The sequence below is a fragment of the Bifidobacterium sp. LH_426 genome, from assembly GCF_056356875.1.
In genome coordinates, this window is sequence record NZ_JBKEVB010000001.1 from 234,688 (window position 1) to 252,782 (window position 18,095).

The following is an 18,095-nucleotide window of genomic DNA, read 5'->3' on the forward strand; positions in this document are numbered from 1 at the left end:
GCTATGGAACTCAGGAACGTCCATAGAAGTCCTCGGTGCTGTACTCCTTCCACTTGAGATACATCTCCCGATAGTTCTTCTTGATGAACTTCTGAATGATGGAGATCTCTTTCGCGGTGAGTCTGCCTTGGCGTTCCAAAGTGGTGTCGCCGTTGGCTTTTACGAAGAACTTCGCTGAACCGGATTCGGTAAGTTTGGTGTCGCTGGCGTGTACATGCATGCATTCGATAACACAGAATGAAGTGAAGTACAGATAGTATCCGGCGACCATGAATTGGAAGTACTTAGGCATGTTCCTCCTCTAGGAATTCCCGGTTGTTCCGGTAATACTCCTGGACGATGCCTGCTTCCATGTCGTCCATACTGGTTTCGAGTATGTTGCCGCCACGATCGAGTACGATGGCCGAGTCGGGGCTGTTGAGGTTCAGGACTTTGACATGTCCGTCTTCGGCGTTGGTGAATGCATAGCCATTGACGATCATTCCCGCAGTGCTGGCGATTGCCGCGATATCAGGCATGGGATATCCTCACTTTCTTGATCGGCTTGAGAAAACGGGCGGCGTCGATGTAAAGATTCGTAAGGATAGGCCCCAAATCGATGTATTCTTCCTCGGGCAGGGCATTGTGCTTGTATTTCGCTTCTACGACCAGATATCCGTCATCATCCCATTGTTTGATATCCGTGTATCGTTCCAGTGAGTAGGGGGCCCGGAAGCGTATGCGGTGACCGCCATATTCGAACACGGTGAAGCCGTTCTCCGTACTGAGATACGCCGTATCGTTTCCCGGTTCCAGATTGCATGCAGGTGGTGCGCACATGGTCGATTTCCTCCTTCCGGTACCTGCCGCGAAAGCGGTTCCGTGTCGTTTTCGATTATAGGCGGCGTAGGCTTGTGCCGTTTTCTGCCTGGGACGTGAAGGGGGCTGCCACGGAAAAGCGTGCGCGTGGAACGCGTTGAACTGAGACCCATCAACCTCGAAGGAGCCTGCCATCGGGGTCGAATGCGATCCATTGGCCGTCCGGATCCATCGCGACCGCCGGATGGGGGAACAATTGGTCGAACAGATCCGCGCGCCGTGCGAGACACGTCGCGATGTCGTCCGCGACGGGCCTGGTTCCTGTGAGACGTATGCGCGTGTCGTCCACCTCGAATCGGCCTATGGCCAGCGAACTGCCATCGAGCAGGGGCCAATCGAACGAACCGTGGGTGCCGCGCGTCCACAGGATCGTCGACGGTTTCGTCAATGCATGCGTGTCCCGGCTGTATTCGTCGTTCGGGTTCTTCGCTGTGGCGAACAGGGTGATGCGCAATGTCGACGCGTCCACTCCTACGAGGATGTCCGGCGTGCGAGTCTCCGGTTGTTCGATACGGTTCCAGACGACGGCGACGAGCGCGGGAACGATGATGACGATGCCGATACGCGCCATCCATATGCCGACGCCCGATCCGGGGACGAACGCCACGGCGAGAAGGCAGACGAAGAACATCGCCATGCCCGCCATACCACCATGCGACTGCTCGCCGCCCCACACCGACCGCGCCGGTTCCCGGCCGCCGTCAATCCATTCCGATTCCATACGCCCATTATTGCGCGCGAGTCCGAAGGCGGAAGTCAGGCAGAGTCGCCGCCATGTCCATTCCACCGGAAGAAAGCGGTTTCGGTAATGTCACATGTGTGGGGATGGACGTGTCGGTTGCTTGCTGGAATCGTCTTGTTTCCGCGGGACGATGGAAGCAAGACGATTCCGATGCTTATTGCTTAGATGCCACTCAGCCTAAATCAGAAATCGAAATTATCCGGGTCGGCGCCGTTGCGGCGGCCGGTCTCCAGGGCGCTGACGGCGGCCATGTCGGCGGCGGTCAGGTTGAAGTCGAACACGTCGAAGTTCTGGCGGATGCGTTCGGCGTGCGTGGACTTCGGCAGGACGACCACGCCGCGCTGGATGTGCCAGCGGATGACGACCTGCGCCGGCGACTTGCCGTACTTCGCGCCGATTTCGGCCAGACGCGGGTCGACGAGCAGCGTGCCGCCGGTGCCGCCGAGCGGGCTCCACGCCTCGACCGCGATGCCGAGGCCGTGCGCGAAGTCGACGAGCTCTTGGTTCGCGAACTGCGGAGACGATTCGATCTGGTCGGCCGCGGGCGTCACGTCGCTGTCCTCCAGCAGCTCCTCGAGATGATGGCGCTGGAAGTTGCTCACGCCGATCGCCTTCGCGCGTCCGGAGGCGTAGATCTCCTGCATGTCGCTCCACGCCTGTCGCCAGCCGTCGGCCGGCCAGTGGATGAGATACAGGTCGACGTAGTCGACGCCGAGACGGTCGAGGCTCTCGGCGAACGCGTCCTTCGCGCGGTGCGCGCGGATGTCGTCGTTCCACAGCTTCGTCGTGAGGAAGATGTCCCCGCGCGGCACGCCGGAACGGCGGATGCCCTCGCCCACGGACTCCTCGTTGCCGTAGATCCTCGCCGTGTCGATGTGACGGTAGCCGGCCTCGAGCGCCGCGGTGACCGCGTTCACCGTCGTGTCGCCGTCCGGCGTCTGGAACACGCCCAATCCCACCTGCGGGATGACCGTGCCGTTGTTCAATGTGATCGTCGACTGGATAGCCATGACGCTCCCTTCTCGCGCAATGATGCCGCAATGGTGCCGCAATGATGCCGCAATGATGCCGCAATGATGCCGCAATGATGCTGACGCAACCATTCTACGGAGCGACGCACGGTAGGGTAGTGGGCATGAGTGCGAATTCAGCGATTGGCGTGGGCGACGACGTGGACGAGACCGGTCTCACGGCCGCGGAGGTACGCGAACGCGTCACGGCCGGGGCAGTCAACAGGGTGAAGGACTCCACGTCGCGTTCGGTGAAGGACATCGTGCGCGCCAACGTGTTCACGCTGTTCAACGGGATCATCCTCGCGGCGATGATTCTCGTGCTCGCCACCGGATCGTGGAAGGACGCGGTCTTCGGCTTCGTCATCATCATCAACACGGGCATCGGCATCGTCACCGAACTGCGCGCGAAACGCACGCTCGACAGGCTCTCCATCCTCGTCGCTTCCGACTATCTCGTGCGCCGTGACGGACGCGACGTGACCGTGCCGCATGACGGCATCGTCATGGACGACCTGCTCTGGGTGCGTTCCGGCGAACAGGTGCCCGCCGACGCCGAGATCGTCCGCGACTGGGGATTGGAGCTCGACGAGTCGATGCTCACCGGCGAATCGCGCACCGTCCGCAAGCATGAGGGCGACGACGTCTACTCCGGCTCCACCGCCGTCTCCGGAATGGCGCTCGCGCGCGTCACCGCCGTCGGCGCGCGGTCGTATGCGGCCACGCTCACCGCGAAGGCCAAGGTGTACAAGAAGACCGTCTCCGACCTCAACAGGGGCATCAACACGATCCTCAAGTTCATGACGTTCCTCGTCGTGCCGTTGTGCGTGCTGCTCATCATCTCCCAGATCCACACGGTCGGCGGATGGTCGGTCGCGTTCGCCACCGGACAGTGGCGGCAGGCGGTCGTCTCCGCCGTCGCCGGTGTCGTCGGCATGATCCCCGAAGGACTCGTGCTGCTCACCTCGCTCAACTTCGCCGTCGCCGCGATACGCCTCGCACGGCACGAGACGCTCGTGCAGGAGCTGGAATCCGTGGAGACGCTGGCGCGCGTCGACTGCCTGAACCTCGACAAGACCGGCACGATCACCGACGGCGGCATCGCGCTCGACCGGGTGGTCATGCTGCGGGGCGGCGATGGCGGCGATGCGACGTCCGGGGAGCAGGAGACGACGCAGGCGCTCTACGATCTCGCGAACGAGGAGCAGCCGAATGCGACCGGCCGCGCCGTGCTCGACGGGCTTGGGGCGCGTGGGTACGCGCCGGGCGAGGTCGTCGCACGTGTGCCGTTCTCGTCGTCGCGCAAGTGGAGCGCGGTGACGGTCGCGGGCGGTGCGACATGGTATCTGGGGGCGCCGGAGGTGCTGTTGGCGGCGTTGGACGGCGACCACGCGGCGCTGCTGGAACGGGTCGAGACGATCGCGAAGGAGGGCAGCCGCGTGCTGCTCGTCGCGCGGGCGCGTGCAGACGGCCAAGGCGCGGCGTCCGGGGACTTGCCGGGATCTCTCCCTCAGTCGGCTGGCGCCGACAGCTCCCTCGTCAGAGGGAGCCAAGATGCAATCGCGCTCGACCGGCGCGCGGTGCCGGTGGCGCTGGTGGTGTGCTCGGAGCGGGTGCGCGATGACGCGGCAGCGACGCTCGCCTGGTTCCGCGAACAGGGCGTGCGATGCCGCGTCATCTCCGGCGACAATCCCGTCACCGTCGGCGCGATCGCGCGTAAGGTGCGGCTCGCCGGCGACCGGGATCCACGCATCATGGACGCGCGTCTGCTGCCCGACGATCCGGCCGAACTCGGCCGCGTCCTCGAAAACGTGGACGTGGTCGGCCGCGTTCTGCCCGACCAGAAGAAGTTCATCGTCGACGCGCTGCATGCGCGCGGCTACACGGTCGCGATGACCGGCGACGGCGTCAACGACGCGCTCGCCCTGAAGGAGGCGGACCTCGGCATCGCGATGGGCAACGCCGCGCCTGCCACCAAGGCCGTCGCCCAGGTCGTGCTCGTCGACTCGAAGTTCTCCCACCTGCCCGACGTGGTCGCCCGCGGACGGCAGGTCATGGCCAACATGGAACGCGTCGCCGGCCTGTTCCTCGTCAAGACCGTGTACTCGGCGCTCATCTCGCTCGGCGTGGTGCTCACGCAGATCCCATACCCGTACCTGCCGCGCCACATCACCTACATCGGCGCGCTCACCATCGGCATGCCGGCCTTCATCCTCGCGCTCGCGCCGAACACGCGCCGCTACATCCCCGGCTTCCTGAAGCGCGTCGTCGGATTCGCGCTGCCCGGCGGCATCGCCACCGCCCTGTCCGTGCTCATCACCGCATGGACGCTGCCGCGCATCATGGGCTGGGACGTGGCCGGCTCGGCGGCGGACCTCGCCTCGTTGCGCGCCACCGAGGCGATCGTCCTGTTCGTCATGGGCGTGTTCGTGCTCGCCCGCGTCGCACGCCCCCTGAACGGCTGGCGCGGCGCGCTCGTCGCCGTGTTCGCCGCAGCCGGCGTCATCGGCATGCTCATCCCGTTCGTCGCGCGCTTCTTCGCGCTCGTCGTCCCCACCGGCGCGCTCGTCGCGCCCACGCTGATCGCGCTCGCCGGCGCGACCGCCGTGTTCGCCGTATGCCTCGCCGCGGTGCCGTGGGCGTCGCGCACGGCACTCGGCAGGCTGTTCGGACGCGCCGCCGGAGACCGGGCGGACGCGCGTCCCGTCGGTCGCGCGGACCGTCGCGACGGAAAGTGAGCGTTCCCTCCGCACGTGCGCGGCGGGCGGCGTATTGTCTCACGTTTCAAGCCGACACGCCAGAGGGAAAGTTACGTTCCCGTACCATTTCGAGTGGATAATCGGCGACATCAAGCCGGTCCAATGATTCGGAGGAAGCATGTCCCTACGTGACGACCAACTGGCGACGCTCCACGCCGCCGGCAAGGATTTCGACTACTACAAGATCGCCGACCTCGACGGCGTCGACCACCTGCCCTACTCGCTGAAGGTGCTCGTGGAGAACCTGGTGCGCAACATCGACGGCGCCAACATCACCGACGACCACGTCAAGGCGCTCCTCGACTGGGATCCGGACGCCGAACCCAGCCACGAGATCCAGTTCACCCCCTCCCGCGTCGTCATGCAGGACTTCACCGGCGTGCCGTGCATCGTCGACCTCGCCACCATGCGCGACGCCGTGAAGAACCTCGGCGGCGACCCGGAGGTCATCAACCCGCAGGTCCAGTCCGACATGGTCATCGACCATTCCGTGCAGATCGACAAGTACGCGCTGCCCAACGCCGTCGAACTCAACATGGACATCGAATACCAGCGCAACGGCGAACGCTACCAGTTCCTGCGCTGGGGCCAGCAGGCGTTCCGCAACTTCCGCGTCGTGCCGCCGGGAACCGGCATCATCCACCAGGTCAACATCGAATACCTCGCCAAGGTCGTCATGACCAAGGCGGGGGAGCGCGGCCGCGAGCTCGCCTACCTCGACTCGTGCGTCGGCACCGACTCGCACACCACCACCGAAAACGGCCTCGGCGTGCTCGGCTGGGGCGTCGGCGGCATCGAGGCCGAGGCCGCCATGCTCGGCCAGCCGATCTCCATGCTCGTGCCGCGCGTCGTCGGCTTCAAGCTCACCGGCTCCATCCCCGAGGGCGTGACCGCCACCGACGTGGTGCTCACCATCACCGACATGCTGCGCAAGCACGGCGTCGTCGGCAAGTTCGTCGAATTCTACGGAGAGGGCATCGCCTCAGTGCCGCTCGCCAACCGCGCCACCATCGGCAACATGAGCCCCGAATTCGGCTCCACCTGCGGCATCTTCCCCATCGACGACGTCACGCTCGACTACCTGCGCCTGACCGGCCGTTCCGACGAGCAGGTCGCGCTCGTCGAGGCCTACGCGAAGGCCAACAAGCTGTGGGGCGACGCCAAGGACCCCGACTACGTCGAGCCGAAGTACTCCGAATACATGGAGCTCGACCTCGGGACCGTCGTGCCGTCCATCGCCGGCCCGAAGCGCCCGCAGGACCGCATCGTCCTGTCCGAGGCGAAGGAGACGTTCGAGAGGACGCTGCCCGCCTACGAGACCGAGAAGACCATCAAGGAGCCGGTGCCCGTCTCCACCGACTTCCGCGGCGACTTCAAGCTCAGCAACGGCGACGTGGCCATCGCCTCGATCACCAGCTGCACGAACACCTCCAACCCGTCCGTCATGGTCGCCGCCGGCCTCATCGCCCGCAACGCGCACCTCAAGGGTCTGAAGCCGAAGCCGTGGGTGAAGACCTCGCTCGCGCCCGGCTCGCAGGTCGTCGCCGACTATCTGAAGGCCGCCGGCCTCCAGGACGACCTCGACGCGCTCGGCTACGAGCTCGTCGGCTTCGGCTGCGCCACCTGCATCGGCAACTCCGGCCCGCTGCTGCCCGAGATCAGCGAGGCCATCAACGCGAACGACATGACCGTCACCGCCATGCTGTCCGGCAACCGCAACTTCGAAGGCCGCATCAGCCCGGACGTCAAGATGAACTACCTCGCCTCGCCGCCGCTCGTCATCGCCTATGCGCTCGCCGGCACGATGGACTTCGACTTCGAGTCGCAGCCGCTCGGCCAGGACGCGGACGGCGACGACGTGTATCTGAAGGACATCTGGCCGACCAACGAGGAGGTCGCCGCCGTGGTCAACGGCACGGTCAGCCGCGAGATGTTCCTCAAGGACTACGCCTCCGTGTTCGAGGGCGACCATCGCTGGAAGGGCCTCGACGTGCCCGAGGGCGAACTGTTCCAATGGGACCCGAAGTCCACGTACGTGCGTCGCCAGACGTTCTTCGACGGCATGAGCGCCGAGCCCGCCCCCGTGTCCGACATCCACGGCGCGCGCGTGCTCGCCCTGCTCGGCGACTCCGTCACCACCGACCACATCTCCCCGGCTGGCGCGTTCAAGGCGTCCAGCCCCGCCGGCAAGTACCTGACCGAGCGTGGCGTGGAGCCGAAGAACTTCAACTCCTACGGTTCGCGCCGCGGCAACCACGAGATCATGGTGCGCGGCACGTTCGGCAACATCCGCCTGCGCAACCTTCTGCTCGCCTCCACGGGCAATGAGGTCACGCCCGGCGGCTACACCTACGACTTCACCACCGGCAAGCCGTCCACGATCTTCGACGCGTCCCTCAACTACAAGGCCGAGGGCACGCCGCTCGTCGTGCTCGCCGGCAAGGAGTACGGCACCGGTTCCTCGCGCGACTGGGCCGCGAAGGGCACGCTGATGCTCGGCGTGAAGGCCGTCATCACCGAAAGCTTCGAACGCATCCACCGTTCGAACCTCATCGGTATGGGCGTGCTGCCGCTCCAGTTCCCCGAAGGCGAGTCCTACGCGTCGCTCGGCCTCGACGGCACCGAGACCTACGACATCGCCGGCGTCGATGAGCTCAACTCCGGCGTCACGCCGAAGACCGTGCACGTGACCGCCACGAAGGCCGACGGTTCGACGGTCGGATTCGACGCGGTCGTGCGCATCGACACGCCCGGCGAGGCCGACTACTACCGCAACGGCGGCATCCTCCAGTACGTGCTGAGGAACCTCATGCGCAAGTAGTCGGTGCATGGCCGGCCGCAAGGCGGAACGAGAGAAGGGGTCTGGAACGGTTGTGTTCCAGACCCCTTCTCTCGTATCGCACTACCCGACTGACCGTTTCCCGGCGCGTGCCGCGCGTCAGCCGGCCTGCTGGCGGTACTTCTTCCAGATCTCCGACAGTTTCATGCCGTCCGACGTGCGCTTCCACACGTCCAGGCCGCCGCTCGCCTTGCCGCCTGCCGCCGCCTTCGCCGCAGCCGTGGGGGAGGCGTGCTCGGAACCGTCGTCGAGACGGAATTTGCCGGTCTCGGTCACGGTCGCATACCAGCGTTCGCCCTTGCGCGGACGCTCCCAGACGAGCCTCTCGCCGGGGATGAGCAGCCCGGCCTTGACGACCTGACGGATGGTCACCCGCCGCGATCCGTGCGACGGCTTGGCCGCCGTGGCCTGGGCGAGCGCGTCGTTGTCCTGGCTGGTCAGATCCGTGTGGTTCTCGTCGTAGCGGATCTGCCAGTAGTCGGCGATGAGGCGGATCGTCTCCTCCTGACGGTGTTTGAGCATCGCCGGCGTGCACTCGTTGAAGTCCTTCAGCCCGTCGGTCAGCGGGAACCTGCGCGAGTCGGCGCGCATGAGGATCCGGTCGCGGCGCTGCATGTACTCGCCCATGCGGTCGAGCTGGTCGGGAGCGCCCTGGGCGAGCGCCATGTTGCCGAGACGGTACATCCAGTAATCGTGGTCGTCCTGCGACCAGTTCGCGAACGACGCGGAGCGTTCGATGTCCAACGGCATGACCGCCAGCGCGCTCAGACGGCGCGGGCGCGTCAGGTGCGCGCCCGCGGCCTGCTCGTTCGCGCGGATGAGCAGCAGGCGAATCAGCTCGTCGTCGCCCTGCATCTCGCTGTGCAGCCGGATCAGCGCGCCGGTGCGGTCGTCGGCCCTGACGGCCAGACCGCGCACCAGATTCGTCGGATACCCCTTGTCGAGGTCGCGGATCGCGGCCGTCATGTGGCCGCGACGCGTGAACGAGTCCACGCGGTTCAACGTGTCGACGCCGGTGATGCGTTCCAGCGCGGCGAGCACTTCATTGAGGCGGTGCGCATCATGGCCGCCGAGCGTCTTCACCGTCGCGTTCGCTCGTGCCGCGCGGCCGGCGCGCGACGCGAACGGCGACACGTCGGGGGAGCCGAGATGGCGATACGAGTGGACGAGCGTCCACATGGCGACGGCCTTCCACTCATGATTGCGGTAGTCGTTCAACGCCTCGAGCCGTGATTTCACCTCGTCGGGCAGCACGGTGTCGGGCGCGTGGGCGATGACCTGCCATGCAGCCGCATAGGGGGCGAGCGTCCCGTCGATGAACGCGGGCACGTCGCCCGCGTCGATGCGCGGCTGCAGCACGTCGGCGAGGAACTCCTCGATGAGCTTGTCGGTGGAATGCTTGTGCGTGAGGACCATGTGCAGCGTCGCGAAGAACTCCTCGGTGGACTGCGGGTCGTCGCCGAGCGGGTCCATGATGTCGTCCCAACGCGCGGCGTACGCGTCCATCTCCGCCGGCTTCAGCGCGGACGTGGCGCGCGCCTTGAACACGTCGGACGCGGTGAGCGGCAGTCCGCGCATGTTCATCACGTCGAAGATGCGGTGCGCGCCGTCCAGGTCGTCGGTGGTGACGATGACCAGCGTGACCATCTTGACCATGTACGAGGCGAACGCGCGACGCTCCTCCTCGCCCAGTGAGGACAGCTCGTCGTAGACGCGTTTCGTGTTGCGCGTGATGTTGCGTTGCGCCGCGGTCGTCCAGTCCTCGTCGCCCAGATCGAACAGCGCCTCCAGATTGCCTTCCTGCACGTATTCGCGGAAGAACGCGGCATCCCGTTCGCGCAGCGTGAGCCGCGGCTCGTTGACGATGCCGCGCAGCTTGTCGCCCGGATCGACGATGAGATGGTCGAGCAGGGTCATCCACTCGGGGTCGCGTTCCAGGTCGCGCAGCGCGGCGATGATGATCGACAGGGAGACGAGACGCTGCTGGCCGTCGATCACCTCGTAGCGGGGGCCGCCCTCGCGCACCAGGATGAGCGAGCCGAGGAAGTAGGGCGTCTCCGGCGTCTTGCACGCCTCCAGCAGATCGTTCACCAGCTGCAGGATGTTCTCGGGCTTCCAGATGTAGGCGCGCTGGAACGAGGGTATGAACAACCGGTAGTCCGGCGTGAACACATCACCCAGCGGCAGTTCCTTGGCGTTGATACCCATGTCATGTTCCTTCCGGCGTCTTCGGCCGGCCCCGCGAACCGCAGCGGAGCGTGACGACCCTATGCGTTTTTGTCACGTAACAGCCTAGCAGTGTGCGGCGTGTCCGGCGGCCATCGCGAGCCGGGGATGTTGCGACTTGCCTCACATGATCCGACTTGCCCCGCATGATCCGCCGGGTGATCCGCCGGGATGTGGCCATGGTCGGTGGCCGCGGGCGGCTACGGGCGCACCGGCAGGTCGGCGCGTTCCACGAGACGCGCCATCTGCACGCGCCCCATCGAGAGCTTGTCCGCGGCGTTCGACAGGTGCGCCTTCGCGGTGCGTTCCGAGATGAACATGCGTGCGGCGATCTGCGCGTTCGTGAACCCCTCGGCGGCGAGGACCACCGCCTCGCGCTCGCGTTCGGGCAGCGCGTCGAGCATGGCGCGGGCCTCGTCGCGCCGGGACGTCGGCCGCTGGGCGTGCAGTCCGCTGATGAGCTGACGTTGGCTCGCCGGGTTGAACTGCGGCGCGTCGGCGCATACGCCGAGCACGCGCCGGATGATGTCGCCGGGGGAGTCCGTCTTCGACACGAACCCCTCCGCGCCGGCCTCCACGGCGCGTTCAACGGTGTTCGACGGGCTCAGCGAAGTGAGCATCAGCACGTGGGGCGGCCGGGGGAGCGCCCGGAGCCGACGCGTGGCCTCGATGCCGTCCATGTCGGGCATGGCGATGTCCATGAGCACCACGTCCGGATGTTCCTCGGCCGCCTGCCGCACCGCGTCGGCGCCGCTCGTCGCCGTGGACGACATGATGATGCGGCCGTCGGAATAGTCGGTGAGGATCAGCGACATCGCCTGACAGATCATCGAATCGTCGTCCACGACGATTACCCGCGCCGGAGATTCCGCGTCGTCGACCACGACAAGCCGGAGGACGCAGAGCGGGGACTCCGCGAAGACGGACGGCGACGCGTCGTCGGAGCGAAAGGCCGGGAAGACCATCGAGCTGCAGGCCACCGCCACCGGCGACGGCACCGTCATCTGGACGAAGAGCGGATCGAGCAACACCGAGCAGTTCTCCGGCTCCTGGTCGAAGACCTTCACCGGCGACGAGACCAAGGACCTCACCGGTGTGAGCGTCACAGGCGACGTCATGGGCGGCAACGACCAGAAGGTCACCTGCAAGGTCATCGTCAACGGCGAGGAGAAGGACGCCAAGGAGGCGACCGGGGCCGCCGGCAGCGCCTTCTGCACCGTGCCGCTGTTCTGACGCGGATGGGCCGGGTCGGGCTGTGGGCTGAAATTCCCAGACAACGCCAAGTTGGCCGCGTAGGATGGGAACCGTCGATAACGAGAAGGAGCGAACATGACATTCGGTCAGCAGCCCCAGCCCAATCCCAACTACGAGCCGCAGGGCAACAACACGTTGAACACCGGCTACGGCGCGCCGCAGTATCAGTACGCGGGCCAGCAGAACGCCGGATACAACCAGTACAGCCAGCAGATGCCGCCCCAGTACGGTCAGTCGCAGTACGGCCAGCCCCAGTACGCGTACGCGGGGCAGGGCGGCGCCGCGGCCACCGTCAACGGCCAGGTCGCCTACTCCTATGAACAGGCGGAACGCGTCTCCGTCACCAAGGCGTACGGCGAGATGACCATCGGCCTCGTCGTGACCGCCCTGGTCGCCGTGCTCGCGCAGATCACCGGCGCCTACTACTACTTCCTCGCCGCCACCGGCGTGATCGGCCTGATCGGCCTGTGCGTCGTCCAGGTCGGCATGGCCGTCGTGCTCGGCATGCGCATCACGAAGATGAGCGTCGGTGGAGCCCGCGCCATGTTCTACGTGTACGCCGCGCTCATGGGCTTCACCCTGAGCTCCATCTTCTGGGTGTACGACCTCGGCCAGATCGGCGTCGCGCTCGGCGTCACCGCCGCGTTCTTCCTCGCCCTGACCATGTTCAGCCTCACCACGAAGTTCGACATGCTCAAGTTCGGGCCGATTCTCATGGTGGCGCTCGTCGTCCTCATCATCACCCAGCTGGTGCTCGCGTTCATCCCCGGCGTGAGCGGCATGACCCGGCTCGTGTGCGCCATCGGCCTCGTCATCTTCGCCGGCATGACCATGTACGACGCGCAGTCCACGAGGGCCCTGTTCAAGGCGTATGAGGCGCAGGGGCCGGAGATGATCAAGAAGATCTCCATCCTGTGCGCCCTCAACCTGTACCTCGACTTCGTGAACATGTTCCTCTACATCCTCCAGCTGTTCGGCAGCAGGGACTGATAGGAAAACGCGGGGAACCACCCGCCCAGGCCGCCGCCGATCGGCCGCAAGGGCGGCATCACGAATCATCGGAAGGCCCGACCATCATGTGGTCGGGCCTTCCCATATCCGTGCACGCGCACGGTAGGTTGAATCCCTATGGGAAGAACGGGAACACAGGGACGACAGGACATCATCGGCATGCTGTGCCTGACCGCATGCGCGCTCATCTGGGGGCTCGCGTTCGTCGCGCAGGTGCAGGGCATGGACGCGGTCACCCCGCTGTTCTTCAACGCCACGCGCTTCACGCTCGGCGCGGTCTCCCTCGTCCCCATCCTGCTCGTGCGGCATGGGCGTAGAGGCAGGACCGCTGAGACAGCCGACGTCGATGCCGGACCGGATTCCCAAGCGTCTCGGACGGCGAAGCCGCCGTTCCGCCGCGCGCTCGCCACCCCGCTCATCGTCGGCGCCATCTGTGGTGTCGTGCTGTTCACCGCGAGCACCCTCCAGCAGTACGGCATCCTCTACGGCAAATCCGCCGGCCGCGCCGGATTCCTCACGGCCCTGTACATCGTGATGGTGCCGCTGCTCGCCTTCGTGTTCCTCCGCCGCCGCATCGGCGTCCTCGTCGGCGTGGCCGTTATGCTCGCCGTCGCCGGATTCTACTGCCTGTGCATCACCGACGGGTTCGGTTCGATTGGCCTCGCCGACCTGCTGCTCCTGTTCACCGCGCTCCTGTTCGCCGCGCACATCCTCGTCATCGACGAACTCGGCGCCAAGGTCGACGCGATCGACCTGTCGTTCATCCAGTTCTGCACGACCGCCGTGCTCAGCTGGATCGGCTCCGCCGCGGAAGGCTCCATCGACTGGGCGGGAGCCGCGGCCGCATGGGAGCCGATCGTCTACGCGGGCATCGGCTCGGTGGGCATCGCCTACACGCTGCAGGTCATCGGCCAGCAGTGGGTGCCGCCCACGCAAGCCAGCCTGCTCATGAGCCTCGAATCGTTCTTCTCCGCCGTGGGCGGGGTGATCTTCCTCGGCGAGGTGATGACCCCACGCGGCTACCTCGGCTGCGCGCTCATCTTCCTCGGCACCATGTTCGCCCAGACGCCCGCGAGACTGCCGAAGTGGATGCGTCGCGGCTAGCCCGCGACATCCGGTCCCGCCCGACTCAGTCCGAGGTCTTCGGCGTCTGCTCGACCACCGGCGCGCCGTTGATGTCGCGGTGGATGTTCTGCATCTGCACCTCGATGTTCTGGAGGGACCGCGCGCAGTCGAGCAGCGTTTGCGAATGTTCGCTGAGTTTCGCGTCCGGCAGGTCCGCCTTGTAGCGCAGCGCGTGTTCGAGGCTCGCCCAATAGTCCATGGCGATGGTGCGGAACTGCACCTCCACCGGCGTGTAGTGCGCGCCCGACGAGAGGAACACGGGCACCGCGTAGATCACGTGCAGGGAACGGTAGCCGTTCTGCTTGGGACGTTTGATGTAGTCCTTGACGCGCAGCACCTGGATGTCCGACTGGGCGGACAGGTAGTTCGACACCGAATACACGTCGTCACGGTAGTTGCAGATCACGCGGATGCCGGCAACGTCGAACAGGTTGTCCTTGATTGAATCGACGGCGATCGGCAGTCCCTTGCGTTCCAGTTTGCCGATGATCGATCCCACCGATTTGAGGCGCCGTTCCATGTGGTGGATCGGATCGTGCGCGAACCGCACCTGGAACTCGTTGTCGAGGATCTCCAGTTTCGTCGAGATCTCGTACATCGCGCCTTCGTACACCTGCATGAGATCGACGAATTCGGTGATCTGGTCGGCGTCGAAGACGCTGTCCGACAGGTTCAGTCCCTTCAACCGGGCTTTGAGGTCGGAGGTGCTCAATCGGGAATGACGGTCAAGTATCACGCGAATGATTATAGTCGCGGGTGCCGCGCCGACCTGGACGTCTGCAGGAAATCTCCTCACGAACGTCCCTCCGGCACCATCCGCCGTGCCGCCCCGCGCTCCCGCCGCGTCGCATACCACGTACGGGACATGCCGTGACCCGGCCGTCCCATAGAATGGAACGCTGTGAATGAAGACATGATGACCGAGGCGGAGCGCGCCTCGTACGACGTCGAGACCGCCGACGCGGCCGCCATCGCCGGCCGGCGCGGCAAGGGCGTGTTCCATATCGACACGCTCGGCTGCCAGATGAACGTGCACGATTCGGAGCGCATCGCCGGCGTGCTCGAGGCGGACGGCTACGTGCCCGCCACCGAGGAGCAGGTCGCCTCGCGCGACCTCGACCTGATCGTGCTCAACACGTGCGCGGTGCGTGAGAACGCCACCGAGAAGATGTACGGCACGGTCGGCCGGTACAACCGCGTCAAACTCCACCGTCCGAATCTGCAGATCGCGGTCGGCGGCTGCATGGCGCAAATCGACAGGCGGAAGATCGCCGACAAGGCCCCGTGGGTGTCCGCCGTGTTCGGCACGAAGAACCTCGACTCGCTGCCGCGCCTGCTCGACCAGAACCGCGCCACCGGCAAGCCGCAGGTCGAGGTGACCGACGCGCTCGAGCACATGCCGAGCGACCTGCCCGCCGCCCGCGCCTCCCGCGTGAGCTCGTGGGTGGCGATCTCCGTCGGCTGCAACAACACGTGCACGTTCTGCATCGTGCCCACCACGCGCGGCAGGGAGCGCGACCGCCGCCCCGGCGACATCCTCGACGAGATCCGCCGTTGCGTCGCCGGCGGCGCGAAGGAGATCACGCTGCTCGGTCAGAACGTGAACTCGTTCGGCTATGGCATCGGCGACCGGTACGCGTTCAGCAAGCTGCTGCGCGCCTGCGGCGAGATCGAGGGATTGGAGCGCGTGCGCTTCACCTCGCCCCACCCGGCCGCGTTCACCGACGATGTGATCGCCGCGATGGCCGAGACCCCGAACGTGATGCACCAGCTGCACTTCCCGCTCCAGTCCGGCTCCGACCGCATCCTCAAGGCGATGCGCCGATCCTACCGTTCCGCCAGGTTCCTCGACATCCTCGGCCGCATCCGCGCCGCCATGCCCGACGCGCAGATCTCCACCGACGTGATCGTCGGCTTCCCCGGCGAGACGGAGGAGGACTTCCAGGCCACGCTCGACGTGATGCGCGAGGCCCGTTTCTCGTCCGCGTTCATGTTCATCTACTCGCCGCGCCCGGGCACGCCGGCCGCAGCCATGGAGCAGCTGCCGCACGACGTCGTCCAGGAGCGGTTCGAGCGTCTCGTCGCGCTGCAGGAGCAGATCACCGAGGAGAACCTCGCCACGTTCGAGGGACGCGACGTCGAGGTGATGGTCACCGGTCAGCAGGGCAAGAAGGATTCGGACACGCACCGCGTCACCGGACGCGAGAAGACCGGCGTGCTCGTCCACATCGGCGTGCCGGAGGGCGAGCCGACGCCGCGGATCGGCGACTTCGTGACCGCGACCGTCACGCATGCGGGACGCCACAACCTCATCGCCGACCCGGATCCGAGGAAGGGGCAGACCTACCATGTCCGCCACTGAAGCGTCTTCGGCCTCCTCCGCCGGGAACGGAACGCCGGCCGCCGAGCCGCGCGTCGTCTCGATCGTCGGTCCCACCGCCTCCGGCAAGACCGGCCTCGGCATCGCCATCGCCGAACGCCTCGCCGCGGCGGGGCAGAAGGCCGAAATCGTCAACGCGGACGCCTACCAGATGTACCGCGGCATGGACGTCGGCACCGCGAAGGCGACGAAGGAGGAGCAGGCGCGCGTGCCGCACCATCTCATCGACATCATCGACCCGGATGACACGATGACCGTCGCGCGCTTCCAGAAGCTCGCGCGCGACACGATCGCCGACCTCAAGGCGCGCGGCGTGCGCCCGATCCTCGTCGGTGGCTCCGGCCTCTACGCGCGCGCCGCCATCGACGACATCTCGTTCCCCGGCACCGATCCGGCGATTCGCGCACGACTCGAGGAGCGCGAGAGGACGGAGGGCGCGACCGCGCTGTTCGAGGAGCTCAAGGCGAAGGATCCGCAGGCCGCCGCGCGCATGGACCCGCGTAACCCGCGCCGCACGATCCGCGCGCTCGAGGTCATCGAACTGACCGGCAGGCCGTATTCGGCGAGCCTGCCGCGCTACCGCTACGTGATCCCGTCCGTGCAGATCGGCCTCGACTTGGACCGTCGCGAACTCGATCGGCGCATCGGCATCCGCACCGCGAGGATGCGCGAGGACGGCTTCCTCGACGAGGTGCGCCGCCTGCGCCCGCATCTGGGCTTCACCGCCGGCCGCGCGCTCGGCTACCAGCAGATGATCGACCTGCTCGACGGCATGTGGGACGAGGAGGAGGACGCCTGGGCGGACATCGCGCAGAAGACGCGCCGTCTCGCCCGCAAGCAGATGGGATGGTTCGGCCGTGACCCGCGCATCCACTGGCTCGAGGCGCTGAACCCGCGGCTCGTCGACAACGCGATGGCGGTCATCGCGCACGCCGACGCCGGCGACTACGACGCGATCGACGCGCACGCCGACGAATACGTCCAGCATCATCTCGGCGACATCGCCTGACCGCGGACGCGACGAGGCCCCGGAACGCCCCCCGTGCGGACGTTCCGGGGCCTCGTCGATGCGGGTCGGCCCGCCGGAAGCCGTCAGTGCGCGGGGCCCTGCTCGAACCCGGCGATGAGGAACACGCGCGTCGGATTCGCCGGACGCACGATCGCGGCGAACATGCGCTCGAAGCCGGACGTGTCGCCGCGGTAGGCCGCATGCTTCGTCGCCTTGTACGCCTCGCGCGTCACCGGGCCCCAGTCGAGGTCCCAACCGGCGTCGTGTGCGAGACGCGAGGCGAACATGCGCAGCGTCATCGCGTTGCCGCCGCGGAACGGGTGCAGGTAGCCGAGCTCGTCGTACACGTGGGCGAGACGATGCGTGAACTCGCCGCGGTCCAACGCCTGCAGGTTGCGCCGCTCCGCCAGCTCGGTGGCGATGTTGAGCGCCCCCGTCTCGATCAGACCGGCCGGGAAGAACGCCTCCGGGTTGCGGGCGAGCGCCGTGTCGTTCGTCACGCCACGCGACGTGTCCGACGTGCGCAGACGGCCCGCGTCGTCGAACACGCCCTCGAACAGCCCTTTGTGGATGGCGGTCAGCTCGTCGAGGTCGCCGGTCGGCCGCCACGGGCGCTCGACCAGCAGCACGGTGCGGGCGAACACGGATGCCGCATGGTCGCGCGCATGGTCGTCGAGCGAACCGTCCGCAAGCCGCGAGGCGCCCACCACATGGGACGTCTCGCCGTCCGCCGCGTCGATGAGGGCGCCCACGTCGATTCGGCCCGCCTCATAGTCGGCCGCGGCGCGCATCGTCGCATCGCCCGGCTTCATCGAATCCAACGCGCAGTTCTTCAGTGCAAATGCGACTGCGCTCGCACGTTCGGCTGGAGTCATGCAACCC

16 protein-coding genes are annotated in these 18,095 nt (G+C 66.4%); 7 read left to right on the forward strand and 9 right to left on the reverse strand.

The genetic code is table 11. The features are described 5' to 3' along the window. Nucleotides 1-10: 10 nt before the first annotated feature. From AC1AYD_RS00965 to AC1AYD_RS00985, 5 genes are all read right to left on the reverse strand, one after another. A complete protein-coding gene (locus AC1AYD_RS00965) occupies nt 11-292 on the reverse strand; it encodes a DUF4160 domain-containing protein (RefSeq protein ID WP_476544542.1) in 282 nt (93 codons plus the stop codon). Then, on the reverse strand, nt 285-518 hold the full coding sequence (locus AC1AYD_RS00970; RefSeq protein WP_034530146.1) for a DUF7723 family protein: 234 nt from the start codon (nt 516-518) through the stop codon (nt 285-287). The genes AC1AYD_RS00965 and AC1AYD_RS00970 overlap by 8 nt, the downstream gene beginning before the upstream one ends. Continuing rightward, the gene (locus AC1AYD_RS00975) at nt 511-819 is read right to left on the reverse strand and encodes a DUF7724 family protein (RefSeq protein WP_476544543.1); all 309 of its coding nucleotides are present in this window, start codon (nt 817-819) and stop codon (nt 511-513) included. Before AC1AYD_RS00975 ends, AC1AYD_RS00970 begins: the two co-directional genes overlap by 8 nt. A 151-nt stretch (nt 820-970) precedes the next feature. After that, nucleotides 971-1,579, reverse strand: coding sequence for a hypothetical protein (locus tag AC1AYD_RS00980; RefSeq protein ID WP_476501894.1), 609 nt, complete (start codon nt 1,577-1,579; stop codon nt 971-973). A gap of 203 nt (nt 1,580-1,782) precedes the next feature. Continuing rightward, entirely contained in the window at nt 1,783-2,610 is an 828-nt protein-coding gene (locus tag AC1AYD_RS00985) for an aldo/keto reductase (RefSeq protein ID WP_476501893.1), read from the reverse strand. Nucleotides 2,611-2,735: 125 nt separating this feature from the next. On the opposite strand from AC1AYD_RS00985, the gene AC1AYD_RS00990 reads away from it, so the two are divergent. Then, nucleotides 2,736-5,348 carry an HAD-IC family P-type ATPase gene (locus AC1AYD_RS00990; protein WP_476501892.1) on the forward strand — a complete coding sequence of 871 codons (2,613 nt, stop codon included), beginning with the start codon at nt 2,736-2,738 and terminating at the stop codon, nt 5,346-5,348. Between the two features lie 139 nt (nt 5,349-5,487). Then, a complete protein-coding gene (gene acnA, locus AC1AYD_RS00995) occupies nt 5,488-8,190 on the forward strand; it encodes an aconitate hydratase AcnA (protein WP_476501891.1) in 2,703 nt (900 codons plus the stop codon). A gap of 117 nt (nt 8,191-8,307) precedes the next feature. Here the strand turns inward: acnA and AC1AYD_RS01000 are convergent, their stop codons facing one another. Both AC1AYD_RS01000 and AC1AYD_RS01005 read right to left on the reverse strand, forming a co-directional pair. Next, nucleotides 8,308-10,416, reverse strand: coding sequence for a GmrSD restriction endonuclease domain-containing protein (locus tag AC1AYD_RS01000; protein WP_476501890.1), 2,109 nt, complete (start codon nt 10,414-10,416; stop codon nt 8,308-8,310). Nucleotides 10,417-10,634: 218 nt separating this feature from the next. Then, entirely contained in the window at nt 10,635-11,318 is a 684-nt protein-coding gene (locus tag AC1AYD_RS01005) for a response regulator transcription factor (RefSeq protein ID WP_476502029.1), read from the reverse strand. A gap of 211 nt (nt 11,319-11,529) precedes the next feature. Between AC1AYD_RS01005 and AC1AYD_RS01010 the strand changes: the two genes are divergently transcribed. The 3 genes from AC1AYD_RS01010 to AC1AYD_RS01020 all read left to right on the forward strand — a co-directional run bounded on the left by AC1AYD_RS01010 (nt 11,530) and on the right by AC1AYD_RS01020 (nt 13,803). Then, nucleotides 11,530-11,667 carry a hypothetical protein gene (locus AC1AYD_RS01010; RefSeq protein WP_476501889.1) on the forward strand — a complete coding sequence of 46 codons (138 nt, stop codon included), beginning with the start codon at nt 11,530-11,532 and terminating at the stop codon, nt 11,665-11,667. Between the two features lie 96 nt (nt 11,668-11,763). Next, nucleotides 11,764-12,678: a Bax inhibitor-1/YccA family protein gene (locus tag AC1AYD_RS01015; RefSeq protein WP_476501888.1), complete on the forward strand. Its 915-nt coding sequence runs from the start codon at nt 11,764-11,766 to the stop codon at nt 12,676-12,678. Nucleotides 12,679-12,858: 180 nt separating this feature from the next. Further along, nucleotides 12,859-13,803: a DMT family transporter gene (locus AC1AYD_RS01020; protein WP_476544631.1), complete on the forward strand. Its 945-nt coding sequence runs from the start codon at nt 12,859-12,861 to the stop codon at nt 13,801-13,803. Nucleotides 13,804-13,828: 25 nt separating this feature from the next. Here the strand turns inward: AC1AYD_RS01020 and AC1AYD_RS01025 are convergent, their stop codons facing one another. Beyond that, the gene (locus AC1AYD_RS01025) at nt 13,829-14,569 is read right to left on the reverse strand and encodes a GTP pyrophosphokinase (RefSeq protein WP_476502027.1); all 741 of its coding nucleotides are present in this window, start codon (nt 14,567-14,569) and stop codon (nt 13,829-13,831) included. 168 nt (nt 14,570-14,737) lie between these two features. Here AC1AYD_RS01025 and miaB point away from each other — a divergent pair, with 168 nt between their 5' ends. Together miaB and miaA are read left to right on the forward strand one after the other, a co-directional pair. After that, nucleotides 14,738-16,186, forward strand: coding sequence for a tRNA (N6-isopentenyl adenosine(37)-C2)-methylthiotransferase MiaB (gene miaB / locus AC1AYD_RS01030; protein WP_476502026.1), 1,449 nt, complete (start codon nt 14,738-14,740; stop codon nt 16,184-16,186). Then, nucleotides 16,173-17,213, forward strand: coding sequence for a tRNA (adenosine(37)-N6)-dimethylallyltransferase MiaA (gene miaA / locus AC1AYD_RS01035; RefSeq protein ID WP_476544544.1), 1,041 nt, complete (start codon nt 16,173-16,175; stop codon nt 17,211-17,213). The genes miaB and miaA overlap by 14 nt, the downstream gene beginning before the upstream one ends. Nucleotides 17,214-17,296: 83 nt before the next feature. On the opposite strand, the gene AC1AYD_RS01040 is transcribed toward miaA, so the two are convergent. Further along, a complete protein-coding gene (locus AC1AYD_RS01040) occupies nt 17,297-18,088 on the reverse strand; it encodes a Fic/DOC family protein (protein ID WP_476544545.1) in 792 nt (263 codons plus the stop codon). Nucleotides 18,089-18,095 lie beyond the last annotated feature (7 nt).

Coding starts and splice junctions, on each gene's coding strand:
- AC1AYD_RS00970 (WP_034530146.1), bottom strand. CDS start 518: ATGCCTGATATCGCGGCAATCGCCAGCACTGCGGGAATGATCGTCAAT.
- AC1AYD_RS00980 (WP_476501894.1), bottom strand. CDS start 1,579: ATGGAATCGGAATGGATTGACGGCGGCCGGGAACCGGCGCGGTCGGTG.
- AC1AYD_RS00990 (WP_476501892.1), top strand. CDS start 2,736: ATGAGTGCGAATTCAGCGATTGGCGTGGGCGACGACGTGGACGAGACC.
- miaA (WP_476544544.1), top strand. CDS start 16,173: ATGTCCGCCACTGAAGCGTCTTCGGCCTCCTCCGCCGGGAACGGAACG.
- AC1AYD_RS00965 (WP_476544542.1), bottom strand. CDS start 292: ATGCCTAAGTACTTCCAATTCATGGTCGCCGGATACTATCTGTACTTC.
- acnA (WP_476501891.1), top strand. CDS start 5,488: ATGTCCCTACGTGACGACCAACTGGCGACGCTCCACGCCGCCGGCAAG.
- AC1AYD_RS00985 (WP_476501893.1), bottom strand. CDS start 2,610: ATGGCTATCCAGTCGACGATCACATTGAACAACGGCACGGTCATCCCG.
- AC1AYD_RS01040 (WP_476544545.1), bottom strand. CDS start 18,088: ATGACTCCAGCCGAACGTGCGAGCGCAGTCGCATTTGCACTGAAGAAC.
- AC1AYD_RS01020 (WP_476544631.1), top strand. CDS start 12,859: ATGCTGTGCCTGACCGCATGCGCGCTCATCTGGGGGCTCGCGTTCGTC.
- AC1AYD_RS01015 (WP_476501888.1), top strand. CDS start 11,764: ATGACATTCGGTCAGCAGCCCCAGCCCAATCCCAACTACGAGCCGCAG.
- AC1AYD_RS01000 (WP_476501890.1), bottom strand. CDS start 10,416: ATGGGTATCAACGCCAAGGAACTGCCGCTGGGTGATGTGTTCACGCCG.
- miaB (WP_476502026.1), top strand. CDS start 14,738: ATGATGACCGAGGCGGAGCGCGCCTCGTACGACGTCGAGACCGCCGAC.
- AC1AYD_RS00975 (WP_476544543.1), bottom strand. CDS start 819: ATGTGCGCACCACCTGCATGCAATCTGGAACCGGGAAACGATACGGCG.